This window comes from Olsenella uli (assembly GCF_901212675.1).
Taxonomy (GTDB): Bacteria; Actinomycetota; Coriobacteriia; order Coriobacteriales; family Atopobiaceae; genus Parolsenella; species Parolsenella uli_B.
In genome coordinates, this window is record NZ_CAAKOQ010000016.1 from 1 (window position 1) to 15647 (window position 15647).

The 15647-nt window shown below is 66.2% G+C and carries 13 protein-coding genes; 8 read left to right on the forward strand and 5 right to left on the reverse strand.

Annotated features, from left to right (window positions below):
- Positions 1-30 precede the first annotated feature (30 nt).
- The 4 genes from EFAMC1_RS01615 to EFAMC1_RS01630 all read right to left on the reverse strand — a co-directional run bounded on the left by EFAMC1_RS01615 (position 31) and on the right by EFAMC1_RS01630 (position 3851).
- Positions 31-606 carry a TetR/AcrR family transcriptional regulator gene (locus tag EFAMC1_RS01615; protein WP_154052601.1) on the reverse strand — a complete coding sequence of 192 codons (576 nt, stop codon included), beginning with the start codon at positions 604-606 and terminating at the stop codon, positions 31-33.
- Positions 607-614: 8 nt separating this feature from the next.
- Positions 615-2201: a LarC family nickel insertion protein gene (larC, locus tag EFAMC1_RS01620; RefSeq protein ID WP_154052602.1), complete on the reverse strand. Its 1587-nt coding sequence runs from the start codon at positions 2199-2201 to the stop codon at positions 615-617.
- A gap of 78 nt (positions 2202-2279) precedes the next feature.
- Positions 2280-3038, reverse strand: a complete 759-nt coding sequence (gene larB / locus EFAMC1_RS01625) for a nickel pincer cofactor biosynthesis protein LarB (protein ID WP_154052603.1) — start codon at positions 3036-3038, stop codon at positions 2280-2282.
- On the reverse strand, positions 3039-3851 hold the full coding sequence (locus tag EFAMC1_RS01630; RefSeq protein WP_154052604.1) for a TIGR00268 family protein: 813 nt from the start codon (positions 3849-3851) through the stop codon (positions 3039-3041). It abuts the gene before it with no gap.
- A 477-nt stretch (positions 3852-4328) separates the two neighbouring features.
- Here EFAMC1_RS01630 and EFAMC1_RS01635 point away from each other — a divergent pair, with 477 nt between their 5' ends.
- From EFAMC1_RS01635 to EFAMC1_RS01675, 8 genes are all read left to right on the forward strand, one after another.
- The gene (locus EFAMC1_RS01635; RefSeq protein WP_154052605.1) at positions 4329-6002 is read left to right on the forward strand and encodes an ABC transporter substrate-binding protein; all 1674 of its coding nucleotides are present in this window, start codon (positions 4329-4331) and stop codon (positions 6000-6002) included.
- Positions 6003-6127: 125 nt separating this feature from the next.
- A complete protein-coding gene (locus EFAMC1_RS01640) occupies positions 6128-7210 on the forward strand; it encodes an ABC transporter permease (protein WP_261981712.1) in 1083 nt (360 codons plus the stop codon).
- Positions 7200-8153, forward strand: a complete 954-nt coding sequence (locus tag EFAMC1_RS01645) for an ABC transporter permease (RefSeq protein WP_187324487.1) — start codon at positions 7200-7202, stop codon at positions 8151-8153. The genes EFAMC1_RS01640 and EFAMC1_RS01645 overlap by 11 nt, the downstream gene beginning before the upstream one ends.
- A 10-nt stretch (positions 8154-8163) precedes the next feature.
- Positions 8164-9951 (forward strand): ABC transporter ATP-binding protein, encoded by a 1788-nt coding sequence (locus EFAMC1_RS11095; RefSeq protein WP_187324488.1) that lies wholly within the window; start codon positions 8164-8166, stop codon positions 9949-9951.
- A 349-nt stretch (positions 9952-10300) separates the two neighbouring features.
- Entirely contained in the window at positions 10301-11143 is an 843-nt protein-coding gene (locus tag EFAMC1_RS01660) for a PRD domain-containing protein (protein ID WP_187324489.1), read from the forward strand.
- A 132-nt stretch (positions 11144-11275) separates the two neighbouring features.
- Positions 11276-13240: a maltose/glucose-specific PTS transporter subunit IIBC gene (gene malX / locus EFAMC1_RS01665; RefSeq protein ID WP_187324490.1), complete on the forward strand. Its 1965-nt coding sequence runs from the start codon at positions 11276-11278 to the stop codon at positions 13238-13240.
- A 4-nt stretch (positions 13241-13244) separates the two neighbouring features.
- A complete protein-coding gene (locus tag EFAMC1_RS01670; RefSeq protein WP_154052609.1) occupies positions 13245-14474 on the forward strand; it encodes a MalY/PatB family protein in 1230 nt (409 codons plus the stop codon).
- 46 nt (positions 14475-14520) lie between these two features.
- A complete protein-coding gene (locus EFAMC1_RS01675) occupies positions 14521-14991 on the forward strand; it encodes a PTS glucose transporter subunit IIA (RefSeq protein WP_187324491.1) in 471 nt (156 codons plus the stop codon).
- A 256-nt stretch (positions 14992-15247) separates the two neighbouring features.
- On the opposite strand, the gene EFAMC1_RS11100 is transcribed toward EFAMC1_RS01675, so the two are convergent.
- Complete coding sequence (locus EFAMC1_RS11100) at positions 15248-15502, reverse strand: transposase (RefSeq protein WP_261981713.1); 255 nt, start codon at positions 15500-15502, stop codon at positions 15248-15250.
- Positions 15503-15647 lie beyond the last annotated feature (145 nt).

Sequence of the window (15647 nt, forward strand, 5' to 3'; positions counted from 1 at the left end):
TGCAGAACGAACACGTCCCCAACTGCACCATTATTCGGGCGGTTCCTTGCCGAAGATGGGGAGGATTGCGCGCAGGTAGTCGACGGCGACATCGTGGGGGCTGCGGGTAAAGCCGCCCCAGGCCCACCAGCGCACCATCCCCACGAAGCTTGCGGCGATGTGGTGCAAAAGAAACGAGCGGTCCATCTGGCCCGCCGGGCCCGTGGGATGGGCCGGCACCACGGCGTTGGCGCTCGCGACAATCTCGTGGCGTAGGCAGTCGGCGAAGCGCTCGGCCCCGTCGCCGGCGATGAGCGCGCGCACGCCGCTCTCGCGTTCCAGCAGGTGGCAGAGGGTGTGCTCGGTCATCGAGAGCGGATCGCCCCGGCCCACGAAGTCATGGTGGCGCTCGGGGCCGGCGGGGCTCAGCGCATGGCTGCAGATCGAGCCAATCTGCAGGGCCAGCAGGTCCTCCTTGCCGTGAAAGTGCGCGTAAAAGGTGGCGCGCCCCACGCCGGAGCGGTCGAGGATGCCCTGCACGGTCATCTCGGTGTAGCCCACCTCGCCCAGGAGCTCGACGAACGCGTGCTGGATGGCACGGCGGGATCGTTCCTTGCGCTTGTCCATGGGCGCTCCTAGCTGGCGTCGGGGGTGGGGGCGTCGCCGGTTGCGGAGGCGTTGCCGCCCGCGGCTGCGTTGACGCCCGCGCCGCCCGCCGCCGTGCCGCCGTCCGCCGCGTCTCCCGCCTGCGCCGCGCGGAACACGTCCTGGAACGACGCGCCCGTGCGCTCGCACGCGGCCACGACGCTGTCGTACTCGGGGTAGGCGCGCACGGAGCCGTCGGGCAGCACCACGCGCTTGGTGGCTACCGCGCCAAAGGGCGTCCGGGCCTCGCCGGGCGTGCGGGCCAGGGCGTCGCGGCGCATCTCGGCCGAGCGGATGCCGATGGTGGTGGTGTTCTCGAAGATGACGCGCTCGAGGGCGACCACGTCGGCGGCGTCGCAGATGACGTCGAGCTGGTAGCCCGGGCGTCCCTTCTTCATCACCACGGGCACGGCGTGTGCGTCGCGGGCGCCGGCGTCCATGAGCAGGGCGATGACGCGGCCGAGGGCCTCGCCCGTGCAGTCGTCGAGGTCGGTCTCGAGCTTGGTGACCGCGCGCCCGGTCGTGGCGGGCTCGGGGGGGCCGCGCGGGGCGGGCTGCGCGGCGGTCGAGGCGGGCGCAGTCGAGACAGGAGCGTCGGCCACACCATCTTCCACCAGCGGTTTATTCTCCGAGACGGGCTTGATGAGCGACGCGCGCAGCACGCCGGCGCAGTTCTCGTACGGCCGCTTGCCGGCGCCCAGGCCCACGGCCTCGATGCGGAAGCGGGCGGGCAGCGCGCGGGAGGTGCGCAGCGCGGCCACGATCGCGGCGCCCGTGGGCGTGACGAGCTCGCCCATCACGGGCGCGGGAACCAGCTCGATGGCGGCGGTGCGGCAGAGGTTCACCACGGCCGGCACCGGCACGGGCATGATGCCGTGGGCGCAGCGGATGGTGCCGTGGCCCTCGGAGAGCGCGGGCACGATGACGCTCGTGACGTCCAAGTCGTCGAGGCAGACGGCGACCGAGCAGATGTCGACGATGGAGTCGGTGGCGCCCACCTCGTGGAAGAGCACCGTGTCGGGCGTGGCTCCGTGCGCGATGGCCTCGGCCTCGGCAAGCTTACCAAAGACGGCGCGGGCCAGCTCCTTGGCGCGCGGCGTGAGGCCTGACGCACTGATGATGGCCGTGACGTCGGCGAGCGAGCGGTGCACGTGGTGATGGTGGTGCTCGTGGTCGTGTCCGGCGTGCTCGTGCCCGTGGCACTCCTCGTCGTGGTGGTGGTCGGGCGCGCAGACGCTATCGTGGTCGTGGCGGTGCCCATGGCCGTCGCCGTGCTCGTGATCATGCCCGCGCCCATGCGAGTGCCCATGCACGTGGTCGTGCTCCGTGGTGCCAAAGAGCCAGGCCATATCGTGGTCGTGGTTCTCGTGCGCGGCGTCGAGGCGAACGTCAAAGTCGCAGGCGGCGAGGCCGCTCTTGGTCACGCGGCTCACAGCCACCGAGAACTCGTCGGCGACGGGCAGCGTGGCCAGCGCCTCGCGCAGGTGCCGCTCGCTGGCGCCCAGGTCGAGCAGGGCCGCGACGGTCATGTCGCCGCTGATGCCCGACGTGCACTCGAGGTACAGGGTCTTTCCCATGGTCTCTCCTTCTGCGCCGCCCGCGGGCCGCGCCTATCCGCGCAGAGCACCTTCGTGGAACATGCCTGCAAACCGTGCCTACAGGTGGTTGATGAGGCTCGCCTGGTAGCCGGCTCCAAATCCGTTGTCGACGTTGACCACGCTCACGCCGCTCGCGCACGAGTTGAGCATCGAGAGCAGGGCCGCGACGCCGCCGAGGCTCGCCCCGTAGCCCACGCTCGTGGGCACCGCGATGACCGGGCAGCTCACGAGGCCCCCGATGACGCTCGCAAGCGCTCCCTCCATACCTGCGACGGCCACGATGACCTGCGCCTTTGCAAGCTGGTCCACGCATGCGAGCAACCGGTGCAGGCCCGCCACGCCAACGTCTGCGATGCGCTCGACGCGGTTGCCGAGGAACTCGGCCGTGATGGCGGCCTCCTCGGCCACGGGCAGGTCGCTCGTGCCGGCGCACGCCACCACCACGGTGCCGTTTCCGGTGGGCTCGGGCATGTCGCCCACGAGGCCCAGGCGCGAGTCAGCGCGGTAGTCGAGCGTGACGCCCGAGGTCACGAGCGTGCGCACGCGCTCGGCCTTCTCGGGCGAGAGGCGCGTCACGAGCACCCGGCCCTGGCCGGCCCCCACGAGCGCGTCGATGATGCCGGCGATCTGCTCGGCCGTCTTGCCTTCTCCGTAGACCACCTCGCCCACGCCCTGGCGTACGCCGCGCGCAAGGTCGAGACGGGCGTAGCCCACGTCGGCCACGGGGGCCACTTGGATGCGCTCGAGGGCGTCGGCGGCCGAGACGCTGCCGGCGGCAACCTGGTCGAGCAGCTCGCTGAGCTCGTGCTTGTCCATCTAGCGGCCCTCGCCTGCGCCGGCGGGGACGTTTGCGGCGGCCTCGGGAGCGGGGGTTGCTGCGGGCGCGGGGCTCACCTCGGCCGTGCCACCCGTCTCGTCCGCGCCTGCCGCCTCCGCGGCCTCGCGCGCCCGGGCCCGCTCCGCTGCCAGCCGCTCGCGCTCGAGCGCCGCCGCCTCGGCCGGGCGCGGCTCGATGTTGCCGTCGGTGCGCACGCGCTCGGCCGCGTCGGGGTGGCTCTCCATGAACTTGGCCACCGTCTTGCGCAGCGACTCGGGCGTGATGTGCTCGTTCTTCTCAAAGTAGGCGCCATAGCACGCGTAGCTGGGCTTATTTGCCGTGGGGAGGCCCAGCTTCGCGGAGTTCTCGCGCACCATGTCCTTGGTGAGGCCCGCCGCGCGCAGGGGCGACACCACGCCAAGCTCGTGGATGGCGCGAAATCCGGGCCGGCGGTCCTCGCGGTCTGAGGCGTTCGTGCCGTCGAGCAGCACGGTGCGGCCGTCACGCCTCATGTGCTCGAGGATGGTGCCAAAGACCATCGACTTGCAGTGGTAGCAGCGGTTCCACGGGTTGGCACGCAGGTCGTCGTGGCCCTCCCAGATGTTGATGGGGATGATTTCCTGCTCGGCGCCGAGCATCCTGGCCACGCTCACTGAGTCGTCGGTGTCGCGCGTGATCTGGAGGTCGTCGAGGATGGTGTAGGCCTTCACGTCGTAGCCCTCGCGCAGCAGCTCGGCGAGCAGGTAGCACGAGTCGACGCCGCCCGAGTAGGCGAGGCCGTAGCGGACGTTCTTGTCGAGGTCGAAGTGCACGGATGCTCCTTACGACGGGATGGTTGGGCGGTTCGGGCGCCACCGGGCGCGTGGCGTGTGGGCAATGCGTCCGAGATGCGGGGGCATGTCTTGCGGGTCATGCCCGAGACCCGCGGCGTGCCCGGCGGGAACCGTTCGTTTCTAGCCGCGACGAGTCTAGCACCCCAAGGGGACGCGGAGCCCGTTCTTGAACACATTGTCTCATTTGTTCGATAAGCCGATTCCATGTCCGGTAGTACGCGTATGCTTTCCCCACCTAAAAGAGGGGAGCTGCTTGCGGGCGTGGGGGCCGCAGGCGGGCGGGGGTCGCGAGCGAGCGCGGGCCCTCAGGCGAGCAGGCAAGGGGTCGCGAACGGGTGCGAGAGCCGCAGGCGGGCGAGAAGTCGCCGGTGGCCGCGCGGTGAGTCTCGCGGCCAGGCGGTGCCCGCACGCCAGCGCCCCAGGAAACCCGCAGACCACGGGAGTCAGGAGAGAGACATGACCGGAGACGGACGCACGACCATGACACGACGCGCCTTCGTGGGCGGCATGGGCGCACTGGGCGCCGCACTTGCCGCGGGCGCGCTGGCCGGCTGCGGCGACAGCGCCTCCAACGGCGGCGCCGAGGCGGCAACCACTTCCTCGGCAGATGCAAAGCGCCAGGTCACCGTGGCCATGAGCACCTCAAACGAACCGGCCTCGGGCTTTGACCCCTGCATCAACTGGGGCTGCGGCGAGCATGTCCACGAGCCGCTCATCCAGTCCACCCTCATCGTCACCGACGAGGACATGAGCTTTGTGAACGACCTCGCCACGAGCTACGAGGTATCCACCGACAAGCTCACCTGGACCTTCAAGATTCGCGATGACGCCAAGTTCACCGACGGTGAGCCCCTTCGCGCCTCCGACGTGGCCTTCACCGTCAACACCATCGTGAACTCCAAGAACTCCGAGGCGGACCTCTCGATGGTGAGCGAGGCCACGGCACTCGACGACACCACGGTCGAGCTCCGCCTCAACAAGCCCAGCAACGTCCTGCTCTACACGCTGGCCGTCATGGGCATCGTGCCCGAGCACGCCTATGGCCCGGACTACGGCTCCAAACCGGTGGGTTCGGGCCGCTACAAGCTGGTGCAGTGGGACAAGGGCCAGCAGGCGGTCTTCGAGGCCAACCCCGACTACTACGGCGACGCCCCCAACATCCAGCGCGTCGTCGTGGTCTTCATGGAGGAGGACGCGGCTCGCGCGGCCGTGATGTCCGGGCAGGTGGACATGGCCTACACCACCGCCATCTCGGCCGGGTTCGACCTGGGAGCCGCCGCGTCCGACTACACGCTCGACGCCTACGAGACGGTGGACTCGCGCGGCATCAGCCTGCCGGTGATTCCTTCGGGCTCCACCAAGGCGGACAGCTCCAACGAGTACCCCGCCGGCAACGACGTCACCTGCAACCTGGAGGTTCGCCAGGCCATCAACTACGGCATCGACCGCCAGGGCATGATCGACAACGTGCTCAACGGCTATGGCTCGCCCGCGTTCAGCGTGGGCGACGGCATGCCGTGGGCCAGTCCCGACATGCGCTGCGAGCAGGACGTCAAGAAGGCGCAGGGTCTGCTCGAGGCGGCGGGCTGGACGCGCGCCTCCGACGGTGACACCTATGCCAAGGATGGCAAGGAGTGCGCCTTTGACCTGTGGTATCCCTCCAACGACTCGGTGCGTCAGGCCATGGCCAACGAGTTTGCCAACCAGATGGCTGGCGTGGGCATCCGCGTGACGCCGCGCGGTGGCTCCTGGGACGAGCTCTACCCGCACGAGTTCTCCGACCCCATCATGTGGGGCTGGGGCTCCAACTCGCCGAGCGACGTGTACGAGATGAACCACTCCAAGGGCACGATGAACTACGCCTGCTTCGCCGACGAGACCACCGACGAGTACCTTGACCAGGCACTTGCCGCCGACACGGTGGAGGACAGCTACCCGCTGTGGCAGCGCTCCGAGTGGGACGGCACCGAGGGCGTGGCGCCGCAGGGCCAGGCCACGTGGGCGTGGTTTGCCAACGTGAAGCACCTCTTCTGGCGCCGGAACGGCCTCACCGTGGCGGCCCAGAAGCTGCAGCCGCACGGGCACGGCTGGAGCGTCCTCAACAACGTCGACCGTTGGACCTGGTCGTGACCTGTCACATTTCCTTCCGTATGATTTGTCACATTTTTGGGCCTGGCGGGGCTGGTGCTGCCGCGACCGACGATGTCAGCGGTGCTGGCGTTGCCGAGGTGGCCGCCGGGGTCGCCGGTGCTGGCGTGACCGCTGACGCCGTCGTGGCCGACGCCGCGGGGGCCTGCGCGGCGCCCGAGGGTCCCGGAACCGGTGGCCCGCGTCGCCCCCGCGCCCGCCGTCTCCCGCGCTGGGCGGGCGAGCTGGTCCGTCTTGTCCTGCTCCTCGTGGCCACGAGCATGGTGACCTTCGCCCTCGTGGGACTCTCGCCCATCGACCCGGTGCAGATGAACCTGGGCCAGGCCTCCTATGCCCGCATGGGTGCCGCCCAGCGCGCCCAACTCGCGTCCTATTGGGGCACCGACCTGCCCATCTGGCAGCGCTACCTTAACTGGGCGGGCTCGGCGCTCGCTGGCGACCTTGGCCAGAGCCTTCGCTACAACGCGCCCGTGGCCCAGGTGGTGGGCGAGCGCGCCGCCAACTCGCTCGTGCTCATGCTCGTGGCATGGCTGCTCTCCGGGGCGCTCGGCCTGGGCCTGGGCGTGCTTGCCGGCGCCCGGCGCGGACGCCTGGCCGACCGCCTCGTGCGCGGCTGGTGCTACCTGCTCTCGTCCACCCCCACGTTCTGGCTGGGCCTCGTGGCGCTCATGGCGTTCGCCGTGTGGCTGCGCTGGTTCCCGTTGGGCTTCTCGGTGCCTATCGGCGTCGACGCGGCGCAGGTGGGCTGGGCCGACAAGGCCTACCACCTCGTGCTTCCCGCCCTCGTGCTCTCCGTCACGGGCGTGGCCAACATAGCCCTGCACACGCGCGAGAAGGTCATCGACGTACTCGAGAGCGACTACGTGCGCTTTGCCCTCGCGCGCGGCGAGTCCACGGGCGAGATCCTTCGCCGCCATGGCCTGCGCAACCTCGTGATCCCGGCCATCACGCTCGAGTGCGCGCAGGTGAGCGAGGTCTTTGGCGGCTCGGTGCTGGTCGAGCAGGTCTTCTCGTACCCGGGCCTTGGCCAGGCGGCGGTAACGGCCGGCCTCGGCGGGGACGCGTCGCTGCTCGTGGCCATCGCGCTCGTGAGCGCCCTCATCGTGTTTGGCGGCAATGCCGTGGCCAACGTGCTCTACGGCGTCATCGACCCGCGCATGCGCGAGGGGGAGGTGCGCCATGTCGCGTGACGCTGCGAACGGGCCGACGTGGCTCCAGCCTGCGGATGTGTTGGACCACCAGTCTTCGGCGGGCCACGCCGCGGCCGAGCCACCCCTGCACGAGCCGCCGGTGCGCCACGGCAACAATCGTCGCCGGGCGCTCGCGGGCATCGCAGCCGCGCTCGTCGTGCTTGCGGCGGTCGTGGCGGCGGGCCACGCGGTGGCCCCTGCCGCCACGGCAACGGACTTCTCGGCCAAGAGCCTGGCCCCCAGCCTGGGCCTCGGCGGAGCCCCCGCGCACCCCTTCGGCACCGACTGGATGGGCCGAGACATGCTTGCCCGCACGCTCGCGGGCCTCTCCACCTCGGTGTTCGTGGGCCTGCTCGCCGCCGTGTGCTCGAGCGTCATCGCGCTCGTGCTGGGCGCCGTGGCCGCGCTTGGCGGTCGTGCGGCCGACGCGGTGGTCTCCTGGTTCATCGACCTCGTCATGGGCATCCCGCACATCGTGCTGCTCATCCTCGTGAGCTATGCGCTGGGGCGAGGCTTCTGGGGCGTCACCGTGGCCGTGGCGCTCACGCACTGGCCCAGTCTCGCGCGCGTGCTCCGGGCCGAGATCCTCCAGCTGCGCCGGCGCCCCTACCTCGAGCTCTCGCGCGCGCTCGGCGTGAGCCGGGTTCGCGTGGCGTTCGACCACATGCTGCCGGCGGTGCTGCCGCAGCTGCTCGTGGGCCTCGTGCTCATGTTTCCGCATGCGATCCTCCACGAGGCGTCGATCACCTTCCTGGGCTTTGGCCTCTCGCCTGACGAGCCGGCCATCGGCGTGATCCTCTCCGAGGCGATGCGCTACCTGTCCGCGGGCTCGTGGTGGCTCGCGGTGTTCCCGGGGCTGGCACTGCTGCTCGTGGTTCTCGCGTTCGACCGGCTGGGCGCGCTGCTGCGTCGTCTCGTCGACGCCCGTTCGGTGCAGGAGTAGGGGGGTGGACATGGACTATTCAATCGCAGGCACACGCCATTCGTCCGCAGACGCGAGCTGGCTGCTTGCGCGCGCGGGCGAGACGCCAGTCTCCCAACAAGGCCCGCGCGGCGCCGCCTCCGCCCCCCATGGCAACGAGTCCCATCACCACCACACGCACGCGGCGCTCTCGCACCATCCCGGCGGCCACCACCTGCTCACGGTGGAGGACCTCACCGTGGCCTTCGACATGTACGACCCCGCCGCGCCGTTCTTCCGCGCCGGCCGCGCCCGCAGCGAGGTGCTCCACGGCCTCACCCTCTCCGTCCACGCGGGCGAGATCTTGGCCGTGGTGGGCGCGAGCGGTTCGGGCAAGACTGTGCTGGCCGATGCCCTGCTCGGCCTGTTCGAGCCAAACTCCGAGGTAAGAGGCCGCATCTGGTTCGACGGCAAGTCCCAGACGGCCGAGTCGCTCAAGGCCCTGCGCGGCCACGGCATCTCGCTCGTGCCCCAGAGCGTGAACCATCTCGACCCGGTCATGCGCGTGGGCGAGCAGGTTCGCGGCATCGCCCGCAGCGCCACGCGAGCCGAGCGCGAGGCGGATGCCCGTCGCCGTGCCGCCCGCCAGCGTGAGCTCTTTTCCGCCTACGGCCTCGCGCCGGAGGTCGAGCGCCTCTACCCGCACCAGCTCTCGGGCGGCATGGCCCGCCGCGTGCTGCTCATGTGCGCCCTCATGGACGACCCACGCCTCATCATTGCCGATGAGCCCACACCTGGCCTCGACCTCGACCTGGCCGTCCACGCCCTTGACGACCTGCGCGCGTTTGCCAATGCGGGCGGGGGCGTCCTGCTCATCACGCATGACATCGAGCTTGCCCTGCGCGCGTGCGACCGCGTGGCAGTCTTCCGCGACGGAACGGTGGTGGAGGAGACCGCACGCGAGAACTTCTCCTCGCCTGAGCTGCTGCGCCATCCCTTCTCGCGCGAGCTTTGGCACGCGCTGCCGGGCCACGACTTTGCCGCGGGCGAGAAGAGCGCCGAGGCCCCCGTCATCCCCGCGCCCCCGGATGACGGGGAGGCAAGCGGCGCCCTCGGGGGAGGGGCGAGCGACACCCCCGTCACGGGCGCTGCCCATGGGGCCGGCGGTGCCTGTGGCGTGGACGCGGCACGCGGGGAGGGCGGCGCACCTGCCACGGGCGCTGCCCTCGAGGCGCGCGGGCTCTCGTTTGCCTTTCCCTGCGGCCGGTCGCTCTTCCGGGGCCTCGACCTCACGATTCGCCCGGGAGAGCGCATCGCCCTCGAGGCACCGTCCGGCACCGGCAAGACGACGCTCTGCCGCCTGCTCTCCGGCTACCTCGAGCCCACGGCGGGCTCCGTGCGCGTCGACGGCGCTCCGCTCGCGCCCGTCTCTCGCCTGCATGGGCAGGCGAGCCCCGTCCAGCTGCTCTGGCAGCATCCCGAGCAGGCCTTTGACCCGCGCATGCGCATGGGTGAGAGCCTCACGGAGGTGCTCGCCGGCCATGGCGAGCTCGAGAGCCTTCGGTGCGCCTTTGGCGTGCGAGACGAGTGGCTCTCGCGCCTGCCCCACGAGCTCTCGGGCGGCGAGCTCATGCGCTTCGCCATGGTGCGCGCGCTTGCGACGCGTCCGAGCTACCTCGTCGCCGACGAGGCCACGGCCATGCTCGACGCCGTGACCCAGGCCGAGCTCTGGCACGTCCTGCTCGACCTGCAAGAGCGCGACTGCTGGGGTCTCGTGCTTGTCTCCCACTCGCCCGACCTCGTCCGCCGCGTGGCCACCCGCCGCATTCGGCTCTGTTAGATGCCGCCCACCCATGTCGTCACCTGGTATCTGCGAGTTGGTAGGGGTTGCTCCCATACGGTGGTTCCTTGCCCCGCGCGTTGGTAGAGCGCTTGGTTTGAATCGGTGACCCTGATGACTCTCGCCATCTGGTGATTGGTCTCCTTGAGACAGGGAGCGTTTGTATGCCTGTCTTCCCGTTCCGCCAATGGCTGCGATTACTCTGTGAGCGGTTGTAGGAAGGATGCTGGGCCGACTGTCACACTGTCTGTGTTACCGTGTTGCCCGCAAGGTGTTACTCCTTCGAGGCATTACTTGCTTATGTCGGTTGATGGCTGCGCCCGTCATCATTCCGTTCGAAGGGGGAGCCTTGAGGGTTACAAAGAGTGTGAACAACAACGCGGTGCTCGCATGTGATGAAGCGGGCAATGAGGTTGTCATCTTTGGCCGTGGTGTCGGGTTCCGTAAGCCCCCTTATGACCTACCAAGCCAGCTCAATGACGGGTTTCGCGTCTTCCGCGGGGTCGATTCGAGCGTGCTTGCTGCGCTTCGTTCCATACCCGATGCGCTTGTCGATGTCTCCATGGACATCGCTGACATGGCCTCGAATGAGCTTGGAACGCGACTCAACCCCAATCTAGCGTTTACACTTGCGGACCATTTTCAATTTGCCTCCGAACGCATTGCCACGGGTATGAGCCTCGCCAATCCACTCGTAGACCAAGTTGCCTTCATCTATCCTCGCGAGACCCAAGTCGGCCATGCGGCGCTTCGCATATTGCGCGAGAGGATCGGGCTCTCATTGCCGCAGGAGGAGGCCTCTTCGGTTGCCTTGCATCTCGTCAATGCCGAGACCATGGAGAGCGCTGCCCAGGGCATGTCGTTCGTTATGAGCTCTGCTCAGCTTATCTCCGATGCCGTCGATGCCGTCGAATCTTGTCTTGACGTCTCGGTCGATCGCATGTCCTACGCCTATGTTCGGTTCGTGACCCATTTGCGCTATCTTGTCGCTCGCGTCGAACGAGACGAGCTTGGTGACGCCATGCTTGACGAGCGGCCAATTATTGAGGTGGTGCGCGGTGGCTATCCACGGGACTGGGCCTGCGCTCAGACCGTGAGCGTGCTATTGACGAAGAAATACGGGCGCGAAGTGTCTGAAGGCGAGCTTGCCTATCTCGCGCTGCACATTAATAGGCTCAGGAAGAGCAGCTAATTCTGACGGTGCGCAGTCAGCGGCTTTATCGACGTCTTCCGGGCGTCGTAAGCATATTTCGTGGCAGGGTAACGCGCATGGGGCGGCCTTATGCGAGCCACAGGGGCTCAAGCTTATGGTTGGAGGTCGAATATGGAAAAACAGAACTGCGCTGCGATTGCCAGAGAGGTACTGGCGGCCGCAGGTGGGGTCGAGAATGTCGAAAGCGTTCGCGCCTGCCTGTCACGTCTGCGCCTTGTCGCGAGGCGTGCATCGCTTGTGGACACCGATGCCGCAAACCGCATTGAGGGCGTTCGCAAGGTAATCGTCGCTGATGGACAGTTCCAGTTTGTCGTGGGCAAAGATGCTGCGGCGCTAACCGAAGAGCTCGGTGCGCTGGGGTGTACGGTGCTCGGTATGGATACTGCTCCTGTCGTGGCAGCTGCCCTCGGTGCTGCAGATGGGGTCGCGAGTGTTGCCAATGGGGGAGATGCCCCTGAGTCCAAGTCCGATGGGGATGGCGGGGAGAACTCCGTTACAAAGAGTGTTGCTAAGAAAGGCTCTGCCCGCACCCGAGCTCTGAGCTTTCTTCAGGAGCTGGGCAAGACCTTCATGTTCCCGGTCTCGACACTCTCTGCCATGGGCTTGCTCGTGGGCATTGGCAGCGCAATTACCTCCCCGTATATCATCGAGAGCTTCCCGGCACTCGGGAACGAGGTTGTCCAGGCAGTTTTTAGTTTCATGAACACGGTTGGTGGCTTTGGCTTCACATACCTGCCCGTTATGTTCGCAATGGCCATTCCGTTCGGACTCTCAAAGCGCAACAAGGGCGTGGGCGCCATCGCGGCCTTCGCGGGCTACGTCTCGATGAACCTTGCCATCAACTTTGTTCTCGGCTACCAAGGAGCGCTGGCTGAGACTACCGCCATGAAAGCGGCGGGCCAAAGCATGGTTCTTGGCATTCAGAGCATTGAGATGGGAGTTCTCGGCGGCATTGTGGTCGGACTCGTCACCAATGCCCTGCTCAATCGCTTCCAGGACATCGTCCTCCCCGATGCCTTCTCGTTCTTTGGGGGCATCCGCTTCGTGCCCATTGCCTCAATCGTGACCAACGCGCTTATCGGTATTGTCATTCCAATGGTGTGGCCTGTGGTGAATATGGGCATCTCGGGCATCGGCTATGCCATTATGGGTGCCGGTGTCTTCGGGCCATTCCTTTACGGCCTGTTCAATGCCATCCTTAAGCCGTTTGGCATGCACCACATCTTGCTCGCGCTTGTGCGCTTCACCGAAGCCGGCGGTACGGCGGTAGTTGACGGCCAGACCATCTCCGGTGCTCTCAACATCTTTTATGCGGAGCTCAATGCTGGCGCTCCCATCTCTCGTTCTGCTACGGCATTTCTCTCGCAGGGCTTCATGCCAACGTTCATTTTCGCGCTGCCTGCCGTCTGCCTCGCCATCTACACCTGCGCGCGCAAGGACCGTCGCGAGTCAATTAAGGGCCTATTGATCTCTGCGGCTGCCGTCTCCATTGTCACGGGTATCTCCGAGCCTACGGAGTTCCTCTTTTTGTTCATTGCTCTGCCGCTTTACGTGTTCCATGCGGTGATGTCCGGCCTGTCGCTCATGGTCATGAACCTTGTGGGCGTGTCTATCGGGAACACAGACGGTGGCATCATTGACTGGGTCATCTTTGGCATTATGCAAGGTCCCAGCACTAAGTGGTGGCTTGTTATTCCCGTCGGCATTGTATGGTTTGCCATCTACTTCTTCGTATTCCGTTGGTATATCCAGCACTTCGATATTCCTATGCCCGGTCGCGAGTCCGTTGATGACAAGGGTGACGTTCAGCAGGCATTTACGAAGGGTCATGGCATCTACGATCCTGCCATCATTCTTGGTGCGCTGGGCGGTTCCGGCAATATCACTAGCCTCGATAACTGTGTGACGCGCCTGCGTCTTGAGGTGAAGGACGCGTCCGCGATTGACGAGCCTACGCTCAAGAAGGCAGGAGCCCTCGCGGTCGTTAAGCTTGACGACCACAATGTCCAAGTGGTCATTGGTGCCCAGGTCCAGACTGTCAAAACGGGTGTCGAGAACCTCATGAACGGCAGGTAGTGGTATGTCTGGGTTCAACTACTCCGGTGGCTCCGTGGCTGATTCCGGTCATGAGTCATTCGACTTCGATAACATCGCGAATCGCGCTCTTGACCACTGCCGCAAGTGGGACGCCGGCATCGTCCGAGGCAAGTATCCGGATACTCCCGACGGCTTCATTCCCATGTGGATTGCCGATATGGACTTTGCAGCGGCCCCTTGCATCCGGGCGGCACTGCGCGAACTCTCGGAGAACGGTGCTTATGGTTACACCTATCCGTACCGTGAGCTCGCCGACTCGATCGTAGGCTGGCAGGCACGGCGTCACGGCGCGGAAGTCAGGCCGGAATGGGTCAAGAATACCTATGGTACGGTTCCGACAATTCACTATCTTTATCAGGCGTTTTGTCAGCCGAACGACAAGGTGATTCTCAATACGCCGGTCTATGATCCGTTTGGCTATGCCGCCCGTAACAACGGGATTCGGGTCGTGTGCAACCCGCTTGCCTACGACGGTGGCGAGTATTCCATTGACTTCGACCTGCTCGAGCGGCAGCTCGATACGGAGCACCCCAGAGTGATGCTCTTCTGCTCGCCCCATAACCCTGGCGGCCGTACATGGACACTGACAGAGATTGAGCAAGTGGCTGAGTTGTGCGAGCGTTACGGCGTTCTCTTTGTGGTGGACGAGGTACATGGAGATATCATGCTCTCCGGCGTTCATGTATCGGCGCTGTCCCTTCCCGGGCGGCTGCTCGACAACCTCATTGTGCTCAGCTCACCCAATAAGGGTTTTAATTTGGGCGGACTAAAAACGTCATATGTCATCGTCCCCAGCAGGCGTATTCGAGACATCCTGTTGCACAGGTTGGAGATGAACTCGATTACATCGCCTAACGTTTTTGGCGCCGTAGCGGTTACTGCTGCCTATGAACGAGGCGAGGCGTGGCTTGACGCTCTGACGGAGTATTTGCGCGAGGGGTATCGGATGTGCGAGGAGGCCGTAGCCAGGATGACTGGCTGGCGTCTCATGCCCATGAGTGCCTCGTATTTGCCATGGGTCGACGTCTCGGCGACGGGCCATACGGCAACGGAGGTTTGTGAGCACATGGCGCATGAGGCTGGCGTAGTGCTTGGCGATGGCACGTTCTACGTTGAAGGGGGCTTATCGTTCGTCCGTCTTAACCTAGGTACGTCGCATGAGATTCTCGCTCGATCCTTCGAGCGACTGTCGCGTCACCAGCTGGTGGAGTAGACGGTGTTATCTCGGTATGAATCGCAATAATAAAAGGAAGGTGCATATGAGCGCTGTGGACACTGTAAAGAGTTGGAGGGGAACTATTGCCTCGCCAGTACGAGGTAATGCTATTCCTCTGAGCGAGGTTCCCGACCCTGTGTTCTCGGGAGGCGCTCTTGGTTCCGGATGCGGGGTTCGTCCTACGAGCGAATGCGTGGTGTCGCCTTTCTCAGGTACTGTGACGATGACCACGCCGACCGACCATGCCATTGGACTCACGAGCGATGATGGAGTTGAGCTGCTCGTCCACGTGGGCATTGATACGGTCGAGATGGGTGGGGAGGGGTTTGCTCGTCTCGTCGAGCAGGGTGAGCACGTTGCTGCGGGTGATCCGATCCTGTCCTTCACGAGGTCGGTGATGCGCGATGCAGGTCATGACGACGTTGTCATTATTGTCGTTCCCGGGCGTGCCGACGTTAAGCTTGCTGCCGATGGTCCGGTGGAGATAGGTTCCCGTCTTCTCCGAGTGGGTTAGCTTCCGAGTGTGTTTTCGGGCTCGCTGTAAGGCCCGGCCCCGGGCGCCTCTTGCTTTTTGCAAGGGGCGCTCTTTTGTGTGACGCGCACGAGCTCGGCCTAGAGTTGCGAACCGACAAGGTGACATTCTCCAAAGCTACCGAGAGGCGCTACATGATGATTCACGGTCCGGGGATGCAAGCTGAAGGTATGGCTTTCATTTGGTAGCCGTGCGGCGAAAAGTGGTGCGCCCCCCGGACCGTCGATCGCGGTCCAGTCTACGCGACCTTCCTGAGGTCGTCTGAGAACGCCCCCTCGACGACCGTGAGGAAGCGTTTCGCCCTATCGCCCGTCGCGCCCCGAAGCTCCGGCGACTCGTAGCCCTCGCGCAGCCTGCGCGGGTCGATGAGACGCGCAGGGTCCTGCCAGGCGTCGTCCTGGTCGAGGCGGACCGCGCCGACGAGCCTGACGGGCGATTCCGCGGACGGGAGCGCCGTCGCGACCCTCGCCCTGCGCCTGACCTCGGGGTTCACCCGCCCCCTGGACGTCGTTGGTCCGCATCCATCTGCCGTGCCCGCGCGGGAAGTCGGGGTGGGTGGGCGCGAACGGCGCGGCGGCCTCGAGCTCGTCGGCCGCGGCGGCCGCCGCCCCGCCGACGCGCCTGCGGCGGCACCGGTC

Coding starts and splice junctions, on each gene's coding strand:
- EFAMC1_RS01675 (WP_187324491.1), top strand. CDS start 14,521: ATGAGCGCTGTGGACACTGTAAAGAGTTGGAGGGGAACTATTGCCTCG.
- EFAMC1_RS01615 (WP_154052601.1), bottom strand. CDS start 606: ATGGACAAGCGCAAGGAACGATCCCGCCGTGCCATCCAGCACGCGTTC.
- EFAMC1_RS01645 (WP_187324487.1), top strand. CDS start 7,200: ATGTCGCGTGACGCTGCGAACGGGCCGACGTGGCTCCAGCCTGCGGAT.
- EFAMC1_RS11095 (WP_187324488.1), top strand. CDS start 8,164: ATGGACTATTCAATCGCAGGCACACGCCATTCGTCCGCAGACGCGAGC.
- EFAMC1_RS01670 (WP_154052609.1), top strand. CDS start 13,245: ATGTCTGGGTTCAACTACTCCGGTGGCTCCGTGGCTGATTCCGGTCAT.
- larB (WP_154052603.1), bottom strand. CDS start 3,038: ATGGACAAGCACGAGCTCAGCGAGCTGCTCGACCAGGTTGCCGCCGGC.
- malX (WP_187324490.1), top strand. CDS start 11,276: ATGGAAAAACAGAACTGCGCTGCGATTGCCAGAGAGGTACTGGCGGCC.
- EFAMC1_RS01635 (WP_154052605.1), top strand. CDS start 4,329: ATGACCGGAGACGGACGCACGACCATGACACGACGCGCCTTCGTGGGC.
- larC (WP_154052602.1), bottom strand. CDS start 2,201: ATGGGAAAGACCCTGTACCTCGAGTGCACGTCGGGCATCAGCGGCGAC.